14 protein-coding genes and 1 pseudogene are annotated in these 17,565 nt (G+C 61.4%); 8 read left to right on the top strand and 7 right to left on the bottom strand.

From position 1 onward, the window contains the following. The first annotated feature begins 104 nt into the window (after positions 1 to 104). The 3 genes from ACQKRQ_RS14490 (at position 105) to ACQKRQ_RS14480 (ending at position 2,507) form a co-directional block, all read left to right on the top strand. Positions 105 to 923 (top strand): ABC transporter substrate-binding protein, encoded by an 819-nt coding sequence (locus ACQKRQ_RS14490; protein WP_427477735.1) that lies wholly within the window; start codon positions 105 to 107, stop codon positions 921 to 923. A gap of 94 nt (positions 924 to 1,017) precedes the next feature. Continuing rightward, the gene (locus ACQKRQ_RS14485) at positions 1,018 to 1,758 is read left to right on the top strand and encodes an amino acid ABC transporter permease (RefSeq protein ID WP_427477733.1); all 741 of its coding nucleotides are present in this window, start codon (positions 1,018 to 1,020) and stop codon (positions 1,756 to 1,758) included. After that, positions 1,755 to 2,507, top strand: a complete 753-nt coding sequence (locus ACQKRQ_RS14480) for an amino acid ABC transporter permease (RefSeq protein ID WP_427477731.1) — start codon at positions 1,755 to 1,757, stop codon at positions 2,505 to 2,507. Before ACQKRQ_RS14485 ends, ACQKRQ_RS14480 begins: the two co-directional genes overlap by 4 nt. Before the next feature lie 303 nt (positions 2,508 to 2,810). Here ACQKRQ_RS14480 and ACQKRQ_RS14475 read toward each other — a convergent pair. Beyond that, positions 2,811 to 3,014 (bottom strand): annotated as a pseudogene (locus tag ACQKRQ_RS14475) (ABC transporter substrate-binding protein); the annotation flags it as partial. A gap of 324 nt (positions 3,015 to 3,338) precedes the next feature. On the opposite strand from ACQKRQ_RS14475, the gene ACQKRQ_RS14470 reads away from it, so the two are divergent. Next, complete coding sequence (locus ACQKRQ_RS14470; protein WP_132374575.1) at positions 3,339 to 4,205, top strand: SDR family oxidoreductase; 867 nt, start codon at positions 3,339 to 3,341, stop codon at positions 4,203 to 4,205. Positions 4,206 to 4,239: 34 nt separating this feature from the next. Here the strand turns inward: ACQKRQ_RS14470 and ACQKRQ_RS14465 are convergent, their stop codons facing one another. After that, a complete protein-coding gene (locus ACQKRQ_RS14465) occupies positions 4,240 to 5,304 on the bottom strand; it encodes a DNA-binding protein (RefSeq protein ID WP_427477728.1) in 1,065 nt (354 codons plus the stop codon). A gap of 165 nt (positions 5,305 to 5,469) precedes the next feature. Between ACQKRQ_RS14465 and ACQKRQ_RS14460 the strand changes: the two genes are divergently transcribed. After that, positions 5,470 to 6,675: a tyrosine-type recombinase/integrase gene (locus tag ACQKRQ_RS14460; protein ID WP_427477726.1), complete on the top strand. Its 1,206-nt coding sequence runs from the start codon at positions 5,470 to 5,472 to the stop codon at positions 6,673 to 6,675. Positions 6,676 to 6,725: 50 nt separating this feature from the next. Here the strand turns inward: ACQKRQ_RS14460 and ilvD are convergent, their stop codons facing one another. From ilvD to ACQKRQ_RS14445, 3 genes are all read right to left on the bottom strand, one after another. Then, the gene (gene ilvD, locus ACQKRQ_RS14455; RefSeq protein ID WP_132374572.1) at positions 6,726 to 8,588 is read right to left on the bottom strand and encodes a dihydroxy-acid dehydratase; all 1,863 of its coding nucleotides are present in this window, start codon (positions 8,586 to 8,588) and stop codon (positions 6,726 to 6,728) included. A gap of 272 nt (positions 8,589 to 8,860) precedes the next feature. Further along, positions 8,861 to 9,595, bottom strand: coding sequence for a DUF1571 domain-containing protein (locus tag ACQKRQ_RS14450; RefSeq protein WP_427477724.1), 735 nt, complete (start codon positions 9,593 to 9,595; stop codon positions 8,861 to 8,863). A 293-nt stretch (positions 9,596 to 9,888) separates the two neighbouring features. Continuing rightward, positions 9,889 to 10,671, bottom strand: a complete 783-nt coding sequence (locus ACQKRQ_RS14445; protein WP_427477722.1) for an anti-sigma factor family protein — start codon at positions 10,669 to 10,671, stop codon at positions 9,889 to 9,891. 382 nt (positions 10,672 to 11,053) lie between these two features. On the opposite strand from ACQKRQ_RS14445, the gene ACQKRQ_RS14440 reads away from it, so the two are divergent. Next, positions 11,054 to 11,794: a hypothetical protein gene (locus tag ACQKRQ_RS14440; RefSeq protein ID WP_427477720.1), complete on the top strand. Its 741-nt coding sequence runs from the start codon at positions 11,054 to 11,056 to the stop codon at positions 11,792 to 11,794. A 32-nt stretch (positions 11,795 to 11,826) separates the two neighbouring features. Here ACQKRQ_RS14440 and ACQKRQ_RS14435 read toward each other — a convergent pair whose 3' ends face one another. After that, positions 11,827 to 14,286 carry a putative bifunctional diguanylate cyclase/phosphodiesterase gene (locus ACQKRQ_RS14435; protein ID WP_427477719.1) on the bottom strand — a complete coding sequence of 820 codons (2,460 nt, stop codon included), beginning with the start codon at positions 14,284 to 14,286 and terminating at the stop codon, positions 11,827 to 11,829. A gap of 368 nt (positions 14,287 to 14,654) precedes the next feature. Between ACQKRQ_RS14435 and ACQKRQ_RS14430 the strand changes: the two genes are divergently transcribed. Further along, positions 14,655 to 15,884 carry an MFS transporter gene (locus tag ACQKRQ_RS14430; RefSeq protein WP_427477717.1) on the top strand — a complete coding sequence of 410 codons (1,230 nt, stop codon included), beginning with the start codon at positions 14,655 to 14,657 and terminating at the stop codon, positions 15,882 to 15,884. Between the two features lie 129 nt (positions 15,885 to 16,013). Beyond that, a complete protein-coding gene (locus ACQKRQ_RS14425; protein ID WP_427477715.1) occupies positions 16,014 to 16,388 on the top strand; it encodes a cupin domain-containing protein in 375 nt (124 codons plus the stop codon). A gap of 83 nt (positions 16,389 to 16,471) precedes the next feature. Here ACQKRQ_RS14425 and ACQKRQ_RS14420 read toward each other — a convergent pair whose 3' ends face one another. Then, the gene (locus ACQKRQ_RS14420) at positions 16,472 to 17,551 is read right to left on the bottom strand and encodes a porin (protein WP_427477713.1); all 1,080 of its coding nucleotides are present in this window, start codon (positions 17,549 to 17,551) and stop codon (positions 16,472 to 16,474) included. Positions 17,552 to 17,565 lie beyond the last annotated feature (14 nt).

Below are 17,565 nucleotides of genomic sequence, written 5' to 3'. Positions count from 1 at the left end.
TTTGTTCTGTCCGGCAGCGTTGGTAGAGTGAGTGGCTCACGCGCAAGAAAGAACGTCGATCGACGTCTTGCGCGGATCATCAAGAACAACAGGAAACCACCGCTATGAATTTCAGAGTGCTTGGGGCAGTGCTTGCCGGAAGTCTGCTCGTCTTGTCTACCGCCGCGCACGCGGATCGCCTCGACGACATCAGGAAAGCGGGCGTGTTGCGGGTTGCCGCGTTCGACAGCAATCCGCCGTTCGGCTTTGTCGATCCGAAGAACAACCAGATCGTCGGGCTCGACATCGACTATGCGCGTGCTCTTGCGACCCGGCTCGGCGTCAAGCTCGAGATCCAGCCGACCAATCCGGCCAACCGCATCGCCTTCCTGAAGTCGGGCAAGGTGGATCTGGTGTTCGCCAACTTCACGATTACCGACGATCGCAAGAAGGAGGTGGATTTCAGCACCCCGTATTTTGCGTCCGGCACGCAGTTCATCGCGAAGAAGGGCACGCTCACGTCGCCGCAGCAATTGAACAGCTTGCGTATCGGCGCGGACAAAGGCACGACCAATGAGCAGCAGGTGCGCGCGCAATTCCCGGGCGCCACGATCGTCGCATACGACGACACGCCGTTCGCTTTCGCCGCGCTGCGCACGGGCAATGTGCAGGCGATTACGCAAGACGGGCCGAAGCTCGTCGCGTTGCTGGCTAAAGTGCCGGATAAGGCGAACTACGAGATCCCGCCGTTCACCATCTCCAACGACTACGAAGGCGTGGGTGTGCCGAAGGGCGAGACGCGACTGCTGAATGTCGTCAACGAGACGTTGAAGGATCTCGAGGCCAAAGGCACGGCCGGCAAGATTTACGACACCTGGTTCGGCCCGACAAGTGCCGCGCCGTTGCCACGTTTGTTCAAGATCGGCGACGCGCAAAAGAGCTGACGTACGTCGCTTTCTAAGCGCCTGAATACGGCCCGGTCATGACTCGAAACGCGCGGCCGGGCCGTCTTGCTGATAGAGGACCGCGGTTTTTCGAATGCATTTCATGAATCTCTGGCTGGAGCCTCGCTATCTCGACTGGCTCGCACATGGCTTTGTCATCACCCTGGTTCTGTCGGCTTGCGTAAGCGTATGCGCCACGTTGCTAGGCTTCGGGCTGGCCATGGCTCAAATCTCCCAACATCGCACGGTCGCCACTGCGGCACGGCTCTATGTGCTCGTGTTTCGCAATTCGCCGCTGCTGGTGCAGTTGCTATTCTGGTACTTCGGCGCGGCGACGCTGCTGCCCCAGCTGTGGATGACGTGGCTGAACGCGCCGCATCTGTTGAACGTTGGGCCTATTGTTCTGCGCTGGCCGAGCTTCGAGCTGTTCGCGGGCTGGCTCGGCTTGACCTGCTACAGCACCGCCTTTATCGCCGAAGAGTTTCGCGCCGGCATTCGCGGCGTGGGCGTCGCGCAATATCAGGCCGGCGCCGCCTTGGGCATGACGCGTTACGCCGCCTTACGTCATGTGATCTTGCCGCAAGCGGTGCGTATCGCCACGCCGCCGCTCGCGGGGCAATACATGAATATCGTGAAGAACTCGTCGCTGACAATGGCGATCGGCGTGGCCGAGCTGTCGTATATGTCGCGTCAGGTCGACACGGAGAGCTTCCGGACTTTTCAGGCCTTCGGTACGGCAACCGTGCTGTATGTCGTCACCATCGCGTTGATCGAAACGGCGCTGGTGATCTGGCAACGCACAGGTGTCCGTGCGTTGCAAAGGGGGCATGCATGAGTGCGCTCGAATGGCTGCCGACGCTGCGATATCTGCTGCTAGGTGCGTTCCCCAATGGGCCGCTGGGTGGCACGGCGTTGACTGTGGTGCTGTCGGTGGTGTCGGCGCTGCTGTCCGCTGCGGTAGGTCTGGCAGGCGGTGTGGCGCTCTCGATGACGCGCGGCGTCACGCATCTGCTTCTGCTCGGAATCGTCGCGTTTTTCCGGGCGATTCCGGTGCTGATGCTGATTTTCTGGACGTTCTTCCTGATGCCGATTCTGCTGCATGTCGACGTGCCGGGTCTGGCGGCGGTGGTGTGCGCGCTGTCGTTGATCGGTGGCGCGTATCTGTCGCATTCGGTACATGCGGGCATCGTCTCGATCGGAGCGGGCCAGCAGAACGCGGCGCTGTCACTCGGGCTGACGCGTTGGCAAGCGTTACGCTATGTGGTGCTGCCGCAGGCGGTACGCGTGATGATGCCGTCGTTCGTCAATCAGTGGGTGTCGCTCATTAAAGATACTTCGCTCGCGTATATCGTTGGGGTGCCGGAATTCACCTTTCTCGCCAATCAGGTCAACAGCCGTCTGATGATTTACCCCGCGCAGATTTTCGTGTTCGTCGGGATCGTGTATCTGGTTTTGTGCTCTGCGCTGCAATGGATTGCGTCTCGTGTGTTGTTGCGCGCGCCAGCGGTTCACGTCACTGGCACCGACACGGAAACCGAGGCCGGCACGGCGCGCAGCAGAGAGCGTGGCGTGGCGATGCCCTAACGCGCTGTGTTTGTGCATGGACCGGGGCACGGCTCGTTGGCGTGACCTGTGCGCCGATCCGGGACGTTCAGTGCTGCCCGACAGTCCCGTTCAATCCGTCCAGTAACTGCGCACGCAGTTCCGTCAACAACAAGTCGCGCCTGTCGCGCGGCCTCGCTGTGTCGATGGCGGCAACGCAAGTCCCGCCACGCGCCAGGTCTTCAGTGGATCGCGTCGTGGTGGCGCTTCGCGATGCCATCGACCGGTTGATGCGGAGTCCTCGAGCGACAGTGAATCGTCGGTAGCCATGGCGGTGTGGTCGGCTTACTTGCCTGCGTCGGCCGCGATAATTGGCTGCGCGGGCTTTGCATCGATCAACGCGTCGATGATCTGGTTCAGGTTCTTATCCGGTTTAACCAGTTGCTCCTGCGTGAGAATAGGCGCAGCGGCCTTGAGCGCGGCGAGTTGTTTGACGCCCGGTTGCGGCTGGCTGAAGTCGTTGCGGCTCAACTGCAGTTTCGTCACCGGCTTGCCACGCGCGACGATGTCGTCGTCTCGCTCGTGGGCCTCGTGCATTCAACTGGAAGCTCGCGCGTTTTACGCTGAGCTCTGCGCCGCTGCGCGCGATCGAGGGTGTCGTCGGCTATGAAATCGCCTATCTGGCTGCGCCGGGGCTGGCGCGTCTGCGGGAGCTAACCGCGCATGCCGTGCCGACCACGCCGTTGAGCAGCACGCATGCCTGACGCGGATTCGGTACGGCGATGCGCGCGGGCCCGAACGTTGCTGCGTCTACGGCAGCCGCCGCGTGCTTTTAGCGCGCCGCGTATGTTCATTCGCGCTCTGGAGATCGCCATGACCGACCCGCAACGTCCCACGCCACCGTTTCCAAACCAGCAGCAGGACCAGACGCCGGGGCAAACCGCGCCCATGAAGCCGCAACCGGATCACGGCGAGCAATCGTATAAGGGCTCAGGGCGTCTTGCCGGCAAGGCCGCCATCATTACGGGCGGCGACAGTGGAATCGGCCGCGCTGTCGCGATTGCGTTCGCGCGTGAGGGCGCGGACGTGTTGATCTCCTACCTCAACGAAGACGACGATGCGCGCGAAACCGCGCGCTGGGTGGAGGAGGCCGGCCGCAAGGCGTTGCTGCTGCGTGGCGACATCACGAACCCGGCGCACTGCAAGGAGATCGTCGAGCGAGCCGTCGAGGCGTTCGGGCGCCTCGACGTGCTGGTCAACAATGCGGCCTATCAGATGAGCTATCCGTCGCTCGAAGACATCAGCGATGAAGAATGGGACAAGACTTTCGATACCAACATCGGCGCGATGTTCAGGATTACGCGGGCGGCGGTGAAGTATATGAAGCCAGGGGCGTCGATCGTGAATACGTCGTCGATCAATGCGGATCATCCCAATCCGGGGTTGATCGCCTACGCGACCACCAAAGGTGCGATTCAGAATTTCACCGGCGGTCTTGCTCAATTGCTGGCGGAGAAGGGCATACGGGCGAATTGTGTCGCGCCCGGGCCGATCTGGACGCCGTTGATTCCGTCGACCATGCCGCGCGAAAAAGTAGAGAAGTTCGGCGAGCAGGTGCCGATGAAACGCCCAGGGCAGCCGGCCGAACTGGCCGCCGCCTATGTGATGCTCGCCTCCGATGAAGCGAGCTATATCTCGGGCGCAACGATCGCGGTGACGGGCGGAGCGCCCATTATCTAAAATCACACGCGCGTACCACGTTGCGTCAGCTATTTCACTGGCTTTCCGAGGTTGACCTGCGAACCGCCGCTGTTTCCGTGAACTTCAAATCGCGGCGCACGTCCCGTCTCCTGGCTGATGACGGGCGGCGAGAAGAGGGTGAGGACGTAGCAGCAGGGCGCCCGCTTTCCACCAGTTGACGAGACAGCGCTTCAAGCTTTTTGCGAAGGAGTTCGCTCGCCGCGATTTGTTCGTCGAGCGCAATGTCCCGTGATGCGAGTTCTCCTTCGACGCTCGCGCAACGTGTCATCGACGTCGCCAACTGGGTTTTCGCCGCAGCGAGCGCATCGCGCAGCTCATCTCGTTCTGCCTGATGCGTGGCCTGCGCCTCGGCCATCCGATCGATAGCGGCCTGCAGTTCCTGGCGCGTCTGGCGCGCGGCCGTCCGCTCGCTGTCGATCTCCAGGAGCGCCCGCTTTTCAGTCGCGGCGAGGCGCTGTTCGCTCTGATTGTGCATGACGCGTAGCTTGCTCAACTCCTCGGCGAATTCCCGTCTGGCTTCCGACAGCGCCGTGGCGGCCACCGCGCTTTCGTTTCTGGACTGCGCGAGCTGATCAGCGAGCATGGTTTTGGCGGTTTCCAGTTCGACGAGGCGCGCGAGCAGCTTTGCGTTTTCAATGCGAACGTTTGCGGCGTCGCGGGACGTCTGCTCGGCGGCGGCGATCGCAGTGTCGCGTTCCGCAGCCAATCCTCGTGCATGCTCGCGTGCCTCGGCTATTTCGCGCTGCGCGTCTTGCCTGAAGACTTCCAGCGCCGCATTGGCCGCGTCGCCCGATAGCCGCCAAAGCGTCGCCGCCAGTTCGCCAGCGGCGCTCGCGACCTCTACCGGCAAATCTGGTTGCCCGACGTCGACCCGCGTCTTGTCCCTGACTTCCGTCCAGAAATCCCGCAAGGCTTTCGCCGGAGCGCTCATGCTGCCTTTGCGAACAAGTTGATAGAGCTTGTTCGCTGTCGGCGTTTCTCCGTAACGGAAGAACATCAGCGCGCAAACCTCACGATAAAGCTCCTGCGTGTCCGGGACGCGTTCACGCAACGCTTCGATGTCGGCTTCGAGAGTCATAGGAATCCTTGGGCGTTGTATCATCCGAATGTGTTGATAATACAACGTATAACGTTAAATATACAATTTGTTCTTGTTCACTACACGACATTAGTACTATAATGTCGTGTACGATGTACCGGATGCTTTTCGCGTAAGAATCTCGTCTTTGGGACCTTCAAAACCGTGCCTGATGCTCAACTCGTCACCGTTCAGCCTGTCGAATCGCTAGTCGTTCCCGAAATTCTCGACGGTCGTGACGGCACCAACCGTGGCGCAGCCGGTGGCTCACAGCTGTCGGCCACCAACGATCTGGACGCCGTCCGCGCGTGGCTGTCGAACTACGCCGACACCAAGACGACGTTCGACAACTACCGCAAGGAAGCCGAGCGGCTGCTGCTGTGGGCCGTCGTGCAACTCGGCAAACCGCTGTCGTCGCTGACGCACGAGGATCTGCTGCGGTTCAAGGGGTTTCTCGTCGATCCGCAGCCGGCGGCGCGCTGGGTTTCGGCCACCGGCGGCAAATTTCCCCGCGGTGACGAGCGCTGGCGTCCGTTCAATGGGCCGCTGTCGCCGGCCAGCCAGCGTCAGGCGCTGATCATCCTGAATGCGATGTTCACGTGGCTGGTCAACGCCGGTTATCTGCGGGGCAATCCCATGGCGCTGCTTCGACAGCGCGCCAAACGCTCCGCGCCCCGAGTGACGCGCTATCTGTCGACGTCGCTATGGGACGAAGTGAAGGTGTTTGTCGAGCAACTGCCGCGCGAGTCTGCCGATGAGCGGGCGTATTACGCCCGTAGCCGCTGGCTGACGACGCTTTTTTATCTTCAGGGCATGCGGATATCTGAAGTCGCCGGCGGGAAAATGGGCGACTTTTCCCGCCGGCTAGGCGCTGACGGCAAAGATCAGTGGTGGCTTGAAACGCTCGGCAAAGGGAACAAGGAGCGCATCGTCCCCGCCTCGCCTGAGCTGATTCAGGAAATGCGGCTTTACCGAACTGAAAATGGTTTGGCGCCTCTGCCGACCCGGAGCGAAGAAACGCCGTTGGTCATTCCGTTCAGAGGCCGGAACCGAAATCTGTCCCGGTCCGCCATTCACGACGCGATCAAGGGCATTTTTGGCAATGCCGCCAGTTGGTTGCGCTCCAAAGGCGCCGAGTTCGCCGATCGAGCGGACGAACTGGAAAGAGCATCGGCGCACTGGCTTCGACATACCGCGGGTTCGCATCAAGCAGACGGCGGCGTGGATCTGCGGACGATCCGTGACAATCTGGGCCACGTGTCACTCAACACGACCAGTCTTTACCTCCATACCGAAGACGATGCGCGCCATCGCGAGACAGTCGATCACCACCGCATGAACTGGGACGATTCCAAACCTGAAGGGAAGTGAATCCGGCCGGCCCTGACCGCCCTGCTGCGGGCGCCAGAGCCGTCCCCATCTCATTTGCGCTTAAGTTGCGAAATATCCCGCACCGCGCCGCGATCAGCCGAGGTCGCCAGCGCGGCGTAGGCCTGCAACGCTTGCGACACCACGCGTTCACGATTCACCGGCAGCCAGGCCTTGTCGCCGCGTGCCTCCATGGCTTCGCGACGGCGCGCCAGTTCCGCGTCCGACACCACCAGGTGCATCTTGCGGTTGGGAATGTCGATCTCGATCACATCGCCCTCTTCCACCAGGCCGATCGTGCCCCCTTCCGCAGCTTCCGGCGACGCGTGCCCGATCACCAGCCCCGACGAACCGCCCGAGAAGCGGCCGTCGGTAAACAGCGCGCAGGTCTTACCCAATCCCTTGGACTTCAGATACGACGTGGGGTAAAGCATTTCCTGCATGCCGGGGCCGCCCTTGGGACCTTCGTAACGGATCACGACCACGTCGCCCGCCACGACCTTGTCGCCCAGAATGGCTTCGACGGCGTCGTCCTGGCTTTCGAAGACGCGAGCGCGTCCGGAGAAGATCCACTGCGATTCGTCGACACCGGCGGTCTTGACGATGCAGCCCTTGTCCGCGAGGTTGCCGTAAAGCACGGCGAGGCCGCCGTCTTTCGAATACGCGTTCTGCTTGCTACGGATGCAGCCGGTCTTGCGGTCGGTATCAAGCGATGCGAACGTGGCTTCCTGGCTGAACGCGACGGTGGTCGGAATGCCGCCCGGCGCCGCGCGGAAGAATTTCTGCGCTTCTTCGCCCGCGTCGCCGGCCACGTCCCACTTGGCGATGGCGTTGCCCAGCGTGCCGCTATGCACGTTGCCGCACGACAGGTCGAGCAGCTCCGCGCGGGCCAGCTCGCCGAGAATGCCGAGAATGCCGCCGGCACGATGCACGTCTTCGATATGGTATTTGTCGGTGGCGGGCGCCGCTTTGCACAGGCACGGCACCTTGCGCGAGATGCGATCGATGTCGGACATCGTGAAATCGACGCCGGCTTCCTGCGCCGCTGCCAGCAGGTGCAGCACGGTATTGGTCGAACCGCCCATGGCCACGTCGAGTGCCATGGCGTTCTCGAACGCCTGCTTGCTCGCGATGCTGCGCGGCAGGACCGACACGTCTTCTTCCTGATAGTAGCGGCGGCACAGGTCCACCACCAGGCGGCCGGCCTGCTCGAACAGGCCCTTGCGCCAGGCATGCGTGGCGACGATCGTGCCGTTGCCGGGCAGCGCCAGACCGATCGCTTCGGTCAGGCAGTTCATCGAGTTCGCGGTGAACATGCCCGAGCAGGAACCGCACGTCGGGCAGGCGCTGCGCTCGACCTCGGCCACTTCGGCGTCGCTGATCTTCGGGTCGGCCGCCTTGATCATCGCGTCGATCAGGTCGATCTTGGCGATCACCTGGCCGTCCGTCGGCGATTTGACCTTGCCCGCTTCCATCGGACCGCCGGAAACGAACACGACGGGGATGTTCAGACGCATGGCGGCCATCAGCATGCCCGGCGTGATCTTGTCGCAATTGGAGATGCAGACCATGGCGTCGGCGCAGTGCGCGTTGACCATGTACTCCACCGAGTCGGCGATCAGTTCGCGCGAGGGCAGCGAATACAGCATGCCGCCGTGACCCATCGCGATGCCGTCGTCCACGGCAATGGTGTTGAATTCCTTGGCGACGCCGCCGGCCGCTTCGATTTCCTTCGCGACCAACGCGCCGAGGTCGCGCAGATGCACATGGCCCGGCACGAACTGCGTGAACGAGTTCACCACCGCAATAATGGGCTTGCCGAAATCACCGTCCTTCATTCCGGTGGCGCGCCACAAGGCGCGTGCGCCGGCCATGTTGCGGCCATGGGTCGAAGTTTTCGATCGATAGTCAGGCATCTGTGTCCTCAGGTATTGGGGTCGTCGACATTGGAATTGTGCCCAGGCCGCCACATGCACCATCGCGAACGGGGACCGGCGCGGCGATTGCCGCAGGGTGGCCCGCAAAGGCGCGCGCGTGCGCGTGCGGCTGGGAAGGTACGAATAGTGCGAGAGGACGCTTAAGACGTCCAATATATTTTTCCGGTGCAATTAAGTCGGAAAAGATATTAATAGACGGTCGGCGCAGGCGAGGAAGTGGCGGTTGCGTGAACGTTCCGCCGGGCGGTGCATCAGCGGAAACCGTATTCAGGGTTACCACGATCGAAAATGGATTCGCTCCACTGACGAGGCACGACATCTTCGAAGCGGATCAGCTCCAGCAGGCCGCCCTGTTCGTCCCACGCGGCTTCGCCACAGGGCCAGGTGTGCTGAAGATCGAACAGCAGTCTGACGCGCGGTGCGTAATGCGCGGGCGGTCCTGACGGAGCGGTCCATGTCCACGCTAGCAATCGCGTGCCGTGCGCGTTCATGAGTTCGATGCGGCCCGGCTTTTCGCTGAGGCCCTCTTCACGAAAGCTGCGCGCATCGTGCTCGACAGTGCGCGCGATGAACTGCAAGCCGAGATCCCGGACGCTATGGCGGGACTGGGCGTGCGCGAACGGGCCGTCGACGGCGACCTTGCCCGACACGAGACGCAGCCGGCCGCCTAGATGGCCGAACATGCTTTTCGGGTCCGTGGTTTCGTCGTAAAGGATCTCCTGGCCCGCATGAGCGCCATCAGGCAGCCATTTTGCGTAGACTTTTCGAGGGCTGTGCTGGTAGCGGATAAGCATGTGATCGGGGCGCTCCGGCCATCTTCCGGATATGCGCTCCTGACGGAACATGCTGTATTCGTAGGCGTCTTCGGCAATCATGTCGGACTTCGCGTACTCGACGAAGGCCTCAGGCTTCATCGCGTCCATCAGGGCGAGGATCTGATCGTCGGTCAGGGACAGTATCGAGTGGTTTTCGATCCGCGTGCGCAATGACGCTGCCTGTTCGCGAGCCGGGAGACACCGGAACTGCTCGATATCCGCATTCACGGTATCCGACGCGACAGCATTCGCGCATTCCGCCGCTGTCCCGGATGAAGCCGGCGCAATCGGGCTGGTCGATTGGGCGAACGCGCCCATTGAGACGATCAGGCACGTCAAGGCGAGCCCATGCAACAACGTCCGCGCGATTGTCCGCCATCCCGCAGCAGGCAGCGTGCGCCGGCGTACCGGATGATTGGAGATGCCAAATCCGCAAAACGTCATGGGTTTAATCCGTGGCTGGTTTACCGGCGTTTGAAGGGTTGCCCTAGCATGCTGCATGCGTCGATCGCCATGGGTCGCAATTGCGCCTCAGAGAGTTGACCGGTCAGCGCGCAGCCCGTTCCCTGGCTCCCCCAGTAGAACGTGCTGCGATTGCCGTCACGAAACAGGCGGAATGCTGTCGCATCCTTTGGAACCGCTGCGACGTACATCGTAAGCCGGGCGCCTGCCGTGTTCTGATACATGAATTGCGCGGCAGGCCCGGACTCGCCGGGCAGCAGGCGGCCGCCCATCAGCGAATACCCATATTCCCGAAGCGAAGCCACCGTCAACTGTCGATCGAGGCGCCGTGACAACCAGTTGACCAGTTGATCGCGTTGCAGCGCCGCGACCTCCACGGGGTGGCGTTGCTCGGGCGCGTACACCGCGAAAGCGATGTCGGCGCGCTCCGCGAACACGGGTGGAGCGGCCGCGAAATTCGCCGACACCCAACCGGATGACGAGCCGAGCGCCACGCCTATCGCCATGCAGGAGGCTGCGAGGCCAGCCTGCCGCCACCACGGCGTGAAGCGGCGGCGCACGACGATGCAGCGCGCGTCGTCTCGCGGATCCCTGAACAATGCTGCCAGCGCGGCTTTTTGCGCGCGGTAGTCGCCCACGCGTTCGGCCGCTCCCAGGTCGGTTGCCAGCCAATGGAGCGCGGCTGCGCGCTCCGACGCGGAGAGTTCATTGTCGGCAAACGCCGATAGCGGCCGCAGATCGGTACCACCCAAGCCTTGAGTCCTCCGGTCACGGTCGTCGTTCATGGCTAGTTTGCAGGTTGCAACGACCCTGCCCTGATGCCTCTTGATGACGGAATGCCGTCCGTCGCAGATCCACGCACACGCGCGGTGAATCGGAGCCCGCGGCATAACCCCTTCTTTCTAGCCGGGAATGACGTTCCGGCACAGAACGGGCTCGAAATATCCGGCGCCATACCGTGAGTAAACGTCCGCATGGTGCGCTCTATTCCAATCGTATGAAGTGAGCGTTTGCCATTGCGTATCTGTTTATCGCGCAAAGGTCCGCCCGCCGCTCAGGCGAGTCAATTTCGCCGAGCCTACTCAGCATGAAGGTTTACGCGAAAGATGGAATAGGCGGTCGCACCGGATCGTTTAGACAGCATGTCCGAACCAACGGCAGACTTCGATGAACATTCGACAGCAGCACTTCATTCGGCCTGTCGGCACAACGCTGCTGATGGCATCCATGGCGTTGGTCGCCGGCTGCGGAGGCGGTGGTGGTAGCGGCAGCAGCACGTCGATGGTTTCGATCGCCGGCACCGCGGCAACCGGCAAGGCACTTGCGAACGCGACGATCAACATCGACTGCGTGCGGGGCTCGATGTCGGTTGCGGCGGATGCGAACGGAAACTACCACGCGACGCTCGGCGCAGTGATGCCCTGCCTGATCGCCGCAACCTCGGGCGTGACGATGCTGCATTCCGTTGCATTCGCCGGCGGCACGTACAACGTCACGCCGGAGACAGATCTGCTGGTGTCGTATCTGGCGGCGCAACTCGGCACGAATGAAACCGGACTGATCGCCGGCTTCGGGGTGAACACACAGTTCCAACAGACGCTCGCGAATCAGACCGACGTGCTGACCGCGCAGGCCGCGGTCGTCCAGAATCTACAGCAAACGTATGGTGTTACGCTGTCCACACCCAACTTCCTGACCACCACGTTCGCTGCCGGTCAGCCTGGCGAGGACAGTGATCTCGAAGCCCTCCTCGCTCGCGGCGCCATCGACGCCAACGGCGAACCGGCCGCCGCTGCCGTCGCGCTGATGGCCACGGCGGGAGCGGCACATCCGATTGCGGTATCACCGAATAACAGCACGGGTGGGACCGGGGTCGGCGGCATTGGAAGCTCGGGCGGCATGATGTGACCCGACAGGTCGAGCCACATGACGCCCGCGAGTCAGAGCAATTCCATGGTGACGTCCCCCGCTAAATGGCTGCGGCTGGAGCGGGAAGAACGCGCGCGAAACAGAGTCGTGAACTCTTCCGCAGGCAGAGGCCGCGAAAAAAGATAGCCCTGTCCCGCCTGGCAAGACCATTCCCGAAGGAGCCGTGCCTGCTCATCCGTTTCAATCCCCTCGGCCGTGACGGACAAGCCAAGAGACTGCGCCATGGAGATGACGGCTCGAACGATGGCGTCGTCTTCGGCACTCGTGCCGATGCCCTGAACGAAGGAACGGTCGATCTTCAGCACATCGAGCGGCAGCTTGCGAAGATAGCTTAGCGACGAGTAACCCGTACCGAAGTCGTCGATTGCGATCGTTACGCCAAACTCTTTCAGCTTACGGAGCGTCTCGATGCTCTTTGCCGTATCCCGCATGATCAGACCTTCCGTCACCTCCAGTTTCAGCGCCGCTGCGCCGATCTGAGCACTGGACAGCGCCGCCGCCACGTCGGCAACGAGGTTGGGATCATCGAACTGCCGGGGCGAGAGATTGACGCTGATCTGCAGGGGCGGCTCGGTTGGGAACTCCTGCTGCCAGCGGGCGACTTGCTGGCAAGCCTCTTCGAGTACGTATCGTCCGAGCGGAATGATCAGGCCGCTTTCTTCTGCAATCGCAATGAACTCGGATGGCGGCAACAAACCTCGCGTGGGGTGCTGCCACCTCACGAGCGCTTCCATTTCACTGAACCCTGCTGCCTGAAGCTGCATGATGGGCTGAAAATACACGCGTAGTTCACGATGCTCGATCGCGTAACGCAGGTCCGTCTCGATCTCCAGCTTCTTGACGGCTTCGGTGTGCATGTCTTCTTCGAAAACCACATAGCGGCCCTTGCCGCCGTTCTTGGCCCGGTACATCGCAACGTCGGCGTCCCGCAACAACGTTTCAGCATCGCCGCGGCCACCGCCGGCGCGTGCAAATGCGAGCCCGACGCTCGCGCTGACGATGTACTGCTTGTTGTCGAGATCGAATGGTTGACTGAATTGAGCAAGGATGTTGTCCGCGACCAGAGTGCCTTCGCTGGTTGCTTCACTGCCGAGGTGTTCCAGCAGGATGACGAACTCGTCTCCGCCCAATCGCGCGACGGTATCGGAGGGACGAACGCAGCCTTCGAGGCGCTTGGCCGCTGCGATCAGCAGCCGGTCTCCCACGTGATGCCCAAGGCTGTCATTGACGCGCTTGAAGTTATCCAGGTCGATGAAAACGACGCCGATCATCGCATTGCGTCGACGCGCGCGAACTTCGGCCTGGCCAATCCGATCGAGCAGCAGTGCGCGGTTCGGTAACGCGGTGAGCGTATCGTAGAACGCCCTTCGCGCGAGTTGCTCCTCGAAGTTCTTTCTTTCGGTGATGTCGCTCGCTGTCGCCACGATCGCACCGACCGCCGGTTCGTCGAGCAGATTCGTCAAAGTAAGCTGAATATAGCGCCAGTTATCGCCCTCGCCTCGCGTGCGAATCTCGATGGACTTCGTGGATCGAGCCGTCGACGCCACGGTTTGCAACAGATCCGCCAGCGCGGGACGATCAGTGGGATGAATCGGACCGAGCAGACTGGTGCCGACGAGTTGACCCATGTTCCGCAACGGATCCGGTCTTCGCGTCGGCGCCTCGTAAGTCACCGTCCCATTGATGTCGGAAACGAGTATCGCGTCCGACGTGTTCGCGACAAGCGCCTGCAGCCGCTGTTCGCTCGTGCGCAGTGCATCCTGGGCCGCCGCGTCCGCGTTCTTGCGAATACGCCGCAGCATCCGCAGAAACAGCAGCGTCAGCCCCACCCCGATCGCCAGAACCACAGGGGTCGATATCAGAACGATCCGTTGCACGGCGACGAGCCGGTTGAGTTGCGTCGTCGCATCGTCGCGATGCTGTGCCGCTGCTGCAAGGACCTGGTGCTCGATATCGTCGAAGAGCGGATCGGCCGAATCCTCGTCGATCTCATTGGCTTTGGCGATGTCGTGATCGTCGACGGCCTTGAACATCGGCTTCGCGAACGATCGATACTTCGCGTGCTTCTCCAGCAGGCCGAGCAGCATCGTGCTGCTGCCGGGTTCAAGCACCATCGCCTTCTTCAGCGAAGCATCCAGTGCCGCGCCGGCTTCGCTGTGCTCACGCAGAACTTCCGGACGCGGGTCGAGGAAGTACTTGCGTTCGGCCGACTCCTCCCATGCGACGCTATAGCGGGCTTCCTCGAAAGCGTTATCCGCCTCGTTGGCGGCTTGCGCGGCGAAACCGGCGCTCAAGCTTTCATAGGCTCCCCAGAAGGCCAGAAGCGGCACGCTCAGCAGAACGAGGATCAGTCCAAATACTGCGGTGCGCCGCGCCGGCGGTACATTCAACGCCGGCTGCTCCAATGGGTCCGCCCCTGAATTGCCTCGCCACAGGTAACGACGCCTTTGGGTATCTTTCTTTCTGGTCACGATTGCTCCAATGTGGAACGTCACGTCGACGGGTTGATCTGTTCGAGCAGGCTGGGCGGAAGGCCATCAGAGGTGCCGGTCTTCTGGGAGAAGACGCGCGCATCCTGAAGTCGTGGCCCTGAGCGTGACTCAATTCATTCCTTGACTCCGAATCGCGTCGATGACGAACGACGCCGATTCCGGCCCGCGTTTTATCGGACCACCGCTTGTTTACGGCACACGCCGGATTTTCTGGAGGTCTCGCGCTGTCGTTCCACGCCGGGAACATGGTTTTGCCGTAGACGGATTTTGTTCGCCGGCTTTTCGCACGATCATAGACACCATTCCCGCTCGCGAAAGCGAGCCGACAATCGTAGCGAGGAGACAGTATGCAAGCGGCCATTCCGACGCCAACGGGCTGTAGTGAGCAAGCAGAAGCCGCCCGATTCCGCTGGGTGATTCTATTTTTCGCGTGGGCCGGGCTCATGCTGAGCACGGTCTGCCGCCTCGCCTGGGGAACGCTGGCACTTCCCGCCGGACAGTCGCTCGGGCTTCCCATTGCCGCCCTCGGTGTGTTTGTCACGGCGTTCTACGCGGGCTACGTTCTCTCCAATGTCGTGGGTGGTGTCACGACCGATCGGATCGGTGGCCGCATAACCCTGTCGGTCTCCCTTTTCGGCCTCGCAGTCGCGACGTTCTGCTTCGGTTACACCCCCTCATTAGCTGTGGGGCTCGTATTGCAATGCATCATGGGGCTCACCGCGGGCGCCGACTACGCGGCCGGCGTGAAACTCGTTTCGACCTGGTTTGCCCGGCACGAACGCGGCAGAGCCGTCGGTCTGCTGATGAGCGCGTCGTCCATCGCGGTCATCGTGACCAACGCGGTTCTGCCTGGCGTCGTCACCCAGCTTGGCTGGCGCAACACCTATCACGGACTCGGTATTTGCGCGCTGATACTGGCAATCCTGACTGCGGTGATCGTCCGCAACCATTCCATCCATTCCGACGTCCATCTGTCGGGACGCACCTCGGAAAAGTTGCGTTTGAGGACCCTCCTAACGCGCAACTTCGTTTTGCTTGCGCTCGCCGGCTGCGGCGGGTTCTGGGGCACACTTGGCTTTGCGTCATGGGCGATTTCGCTCATGGTCAAAGGACATCACCTCGTTCCGGTGCAAGCGGGGTTCATTGTGGCGATCGCAGGGGTTGCAGGGCTCGTCAGCAAACCGTCGATCGGCTGGCTCTCCGACAAACTGGGCGGACGCCGCAAAGCATTGACGGTCGCGTCGTTTCTCTTCTTCTGTGTGGTTCTGCTGGCGTTCGGCCAGCTTTCAGATATCGATGCATTTCGTCTCGCGGCTCCGTTCGTCGGTATCGGCGCATTCGTCTATAGCCCGCTGCTGGTGACGCTCGTCGCCGAACAGAGCGGCATCAATCGGGCTGGCTCTGCCGCCGGCATCGCGAATGCTGTCTGGCAGTCGGGCTCGGCGATGTCGCCGGCTGTCGTAGGTCTTGTGTTTCAGGCTAGTCACTCATTTCAGATGGCCTTTGCCGCGCTCGCAGTGGGCCCGCTCCTGGGCGCGATGTGCATGCTGTTTGTGAAAGAGCACGTCAGCCAATAATCATCCGGCGACCTGCGCCATGCGGCGACAAACATCGCCCGCATGGCGCTTCAAGTTGCAATAGCCATGTTTCGACTTCCGACCAGCACGCCTGGGCAAGAGCGCCACCATCATCAAGAGAGGACTGGAATGAACCACATTACCCATACTTTCGATACGCCGTGGAGATCGCATCAGATTGAAGGATCACGCGGCTACGAATTCATCTTCAACATTCTGGGCACCGAATACACCGATGCCTACAACATCGATATTGCGAAGGTGGCTCCAGGCGGATATTCGCCATTGCATATTGATCAGGATAACCACGCGTTTTACATCCTCGACGGCGAAGGCGAAATTGACATCGCCGATAAGTGTTTTCAGGTCAAACCAGGATCAGTCGTGCGGATTCCGCGCGGCGTGGTGCATGCGATCCGAAATATTGGCGAGGACTGGTTGATGTTGCTCAGCATTTATGACCCGCCACGCATCCGCAAGCAGCAGACGGTGGAAACCACCTGAGGTCGATCGTTTGAAGGGGCCGGCGATTGAGCGTGGCGCCCAGACTGGCCGCTGCGGTCTTCAGTCGGCAGCGGCCACCGTCTCTAGAAGTAGTGGCGCAGGCCGATTGCCGCGACGCCCTGCGCGGAACTCGAGCTAAGTGACATTCCGAATAGCTGAGCCTGACGGCCGCCCGTCGCATGCTGGAAGACGTAGGTCACGTAGATGTCCGTGGCCTTGCTGAATTTGTAGTCGTAGATCACGCCGTACGTGCTGCGAATACTTGCGTAGAAGACATTTTTCGGACCATTGTTCTTGTCGAGGAATGTGTATTCCGCTCCGACAACCTGGAACGGCGTGATGTTGTACCGGACACCGACATCGAAGATGTCGGCCACGTCGCCGGTAAGCGTCCACCTCGAATTGGTGTAGAGCGCATTGAAGATGAAATCGCCGAAAGATGCCGTGCCGCCGACACCTAGCGTACGGAGCGTGCTCGGCGTCAGATTGTCCTTCCGTGTCGTGTAGACGGCGCCCAAGAGCGCACCGGTCGTCGTCCATGTCGCTCCATAGCTTTGCGTGCTATTGGGCGATCCGATTCCGGGCGCATCGCCGAACCCGTACATCGCGCCGAAGTGGAGCGACTCCACAGGGCTCCACGTCGCCTTCACTGAGCTGTCGACTTCACCTCCACCAATGCGATCAAGCGAAGGATTGCTGCCGTTGTTCCCAAAGAAGTTGGCGTTGATTGCGGGGTGAAATTCCAGCGATGTGCCGTACCAGGAGTTCGCCGTGGTCTGCAGGTAGTCCAGCATGAAATCGGGCTGTCGTCCGAATAGCACCTGCACCTTGTCGTTTGCCAGTCCGACATAGGCGTAGCGACCGAATATTCTCTGAGCAGTCGCTGTGCTCTGACCCAGCACGCCGTTATTCAAGGAAAACCCGCTTTCGAGCCTGAATACCGCCCTGAGCCCCCCGCCAAGATCCTCACGGCCTTGAAGACCCCATCGATCTCCACGCATCATGCTGCTGGCCTCCTGCACACTATGGTGACCACCTTGATTCGTGGTGTATTGAATCCCAACGTCAAGGATTCCGTACAATGTAACGGAACTCTGCGCGTGCGCGATGGATGTGGCCGTTGCAACAACAACTGCAACGCCTGGATAGAACCATGACTTCACTTTTGTCCCCTTGT

It is taken from the genome of Paraburkholderia sp. NPDC080076, assembly GCF_050281145.1.
Lineage (GTDB): Bacteria > Pseudomonadota > Gammaproteobacteria > Burkholderiales > Burkholderiaceae > Paraburkholderia.
The sequence above is the reverse complement of the archived record's forward strand: the minus strand, read 5'-3'. Positions and strand labels throughout refer to the sequence as shown.

Excerpts from the sequence above, each read along its gene's own strand:
- ACQKRQ_RS14430 (WP_427477717.1), top strand. The coding sequence starts at position 14,655 with ATGCAAGCGGCCATTCCGACGCCAACGGGCTGTAGTGAGCAAGCAGAA.
- ACQKRQ_RS14445 (WP_427477722.1), bottom strand. The coding sequence starts at position 10,671 with ATGAACGACGACCGTGACCGGAGGACTCAAGGCTTGGGTGGTACCGAT.
- ACQKRQ_RS14425 (WP_427477715.1), top strand. The coding sequence starts at position 16,014 with ATGAACCACATTACCCATACTTTCGATACGCCGTGGAGATCGCATCAG.
- ACQKRQ_RS14440 (WP_427477720.1), top strand. The coding sequence starts at position 11,054 with ATGAACATTCGACAGCAGCACTTCATTCGGCCTGTCGGCACAACGCTG.
- ACQKRQ_RS14490 (WP_427477735.1), top strand. The coding sequence starts at position 105 with ATGAATTTCAGAGTGCTTGGGGCAGTGCTTGCCGGAAGTCTGCTCGTC.
- ACQKRQ_RS14485 (WP_427477733.1), top strand. The coding sequence starts at position 1,018 with ATGCATTTCATGAATCTCTGGCTGGAGCCTCGCTATCTCGACTGGCTC.
- ilvD (WP_132374572.1), bottom strand. The coding sequence starts at position 8,588 with ATGCCTGACTATCGATCGAAAACTTCGACCCATGGCCGCAACATGGCC.
- ACQKRQ_RS14480 (WP_427477731.1), top strand. The coding sequence starts at position 1,755 with ATGAGTGCGCTCGAATGGCTGCCGACGCTGCGATATCTGCTGCTAGGT.
- ACQKRQ_RS14465 (WP_427477728.1), bottom strand. The coding sequence starts at position 5,304 with ATGACTCTCGAAGCCGACATCGAAGCGTTGCGTGAACGCGTCCCGGAC.
- ACQKRQ_RS14470 (WP_132374575.1), top strand. The coding sequence starts at position 3,339 with ATGACCGACCCGCAACGTCCCACGCCACCGTTTCCAAACCAGCAGCAG.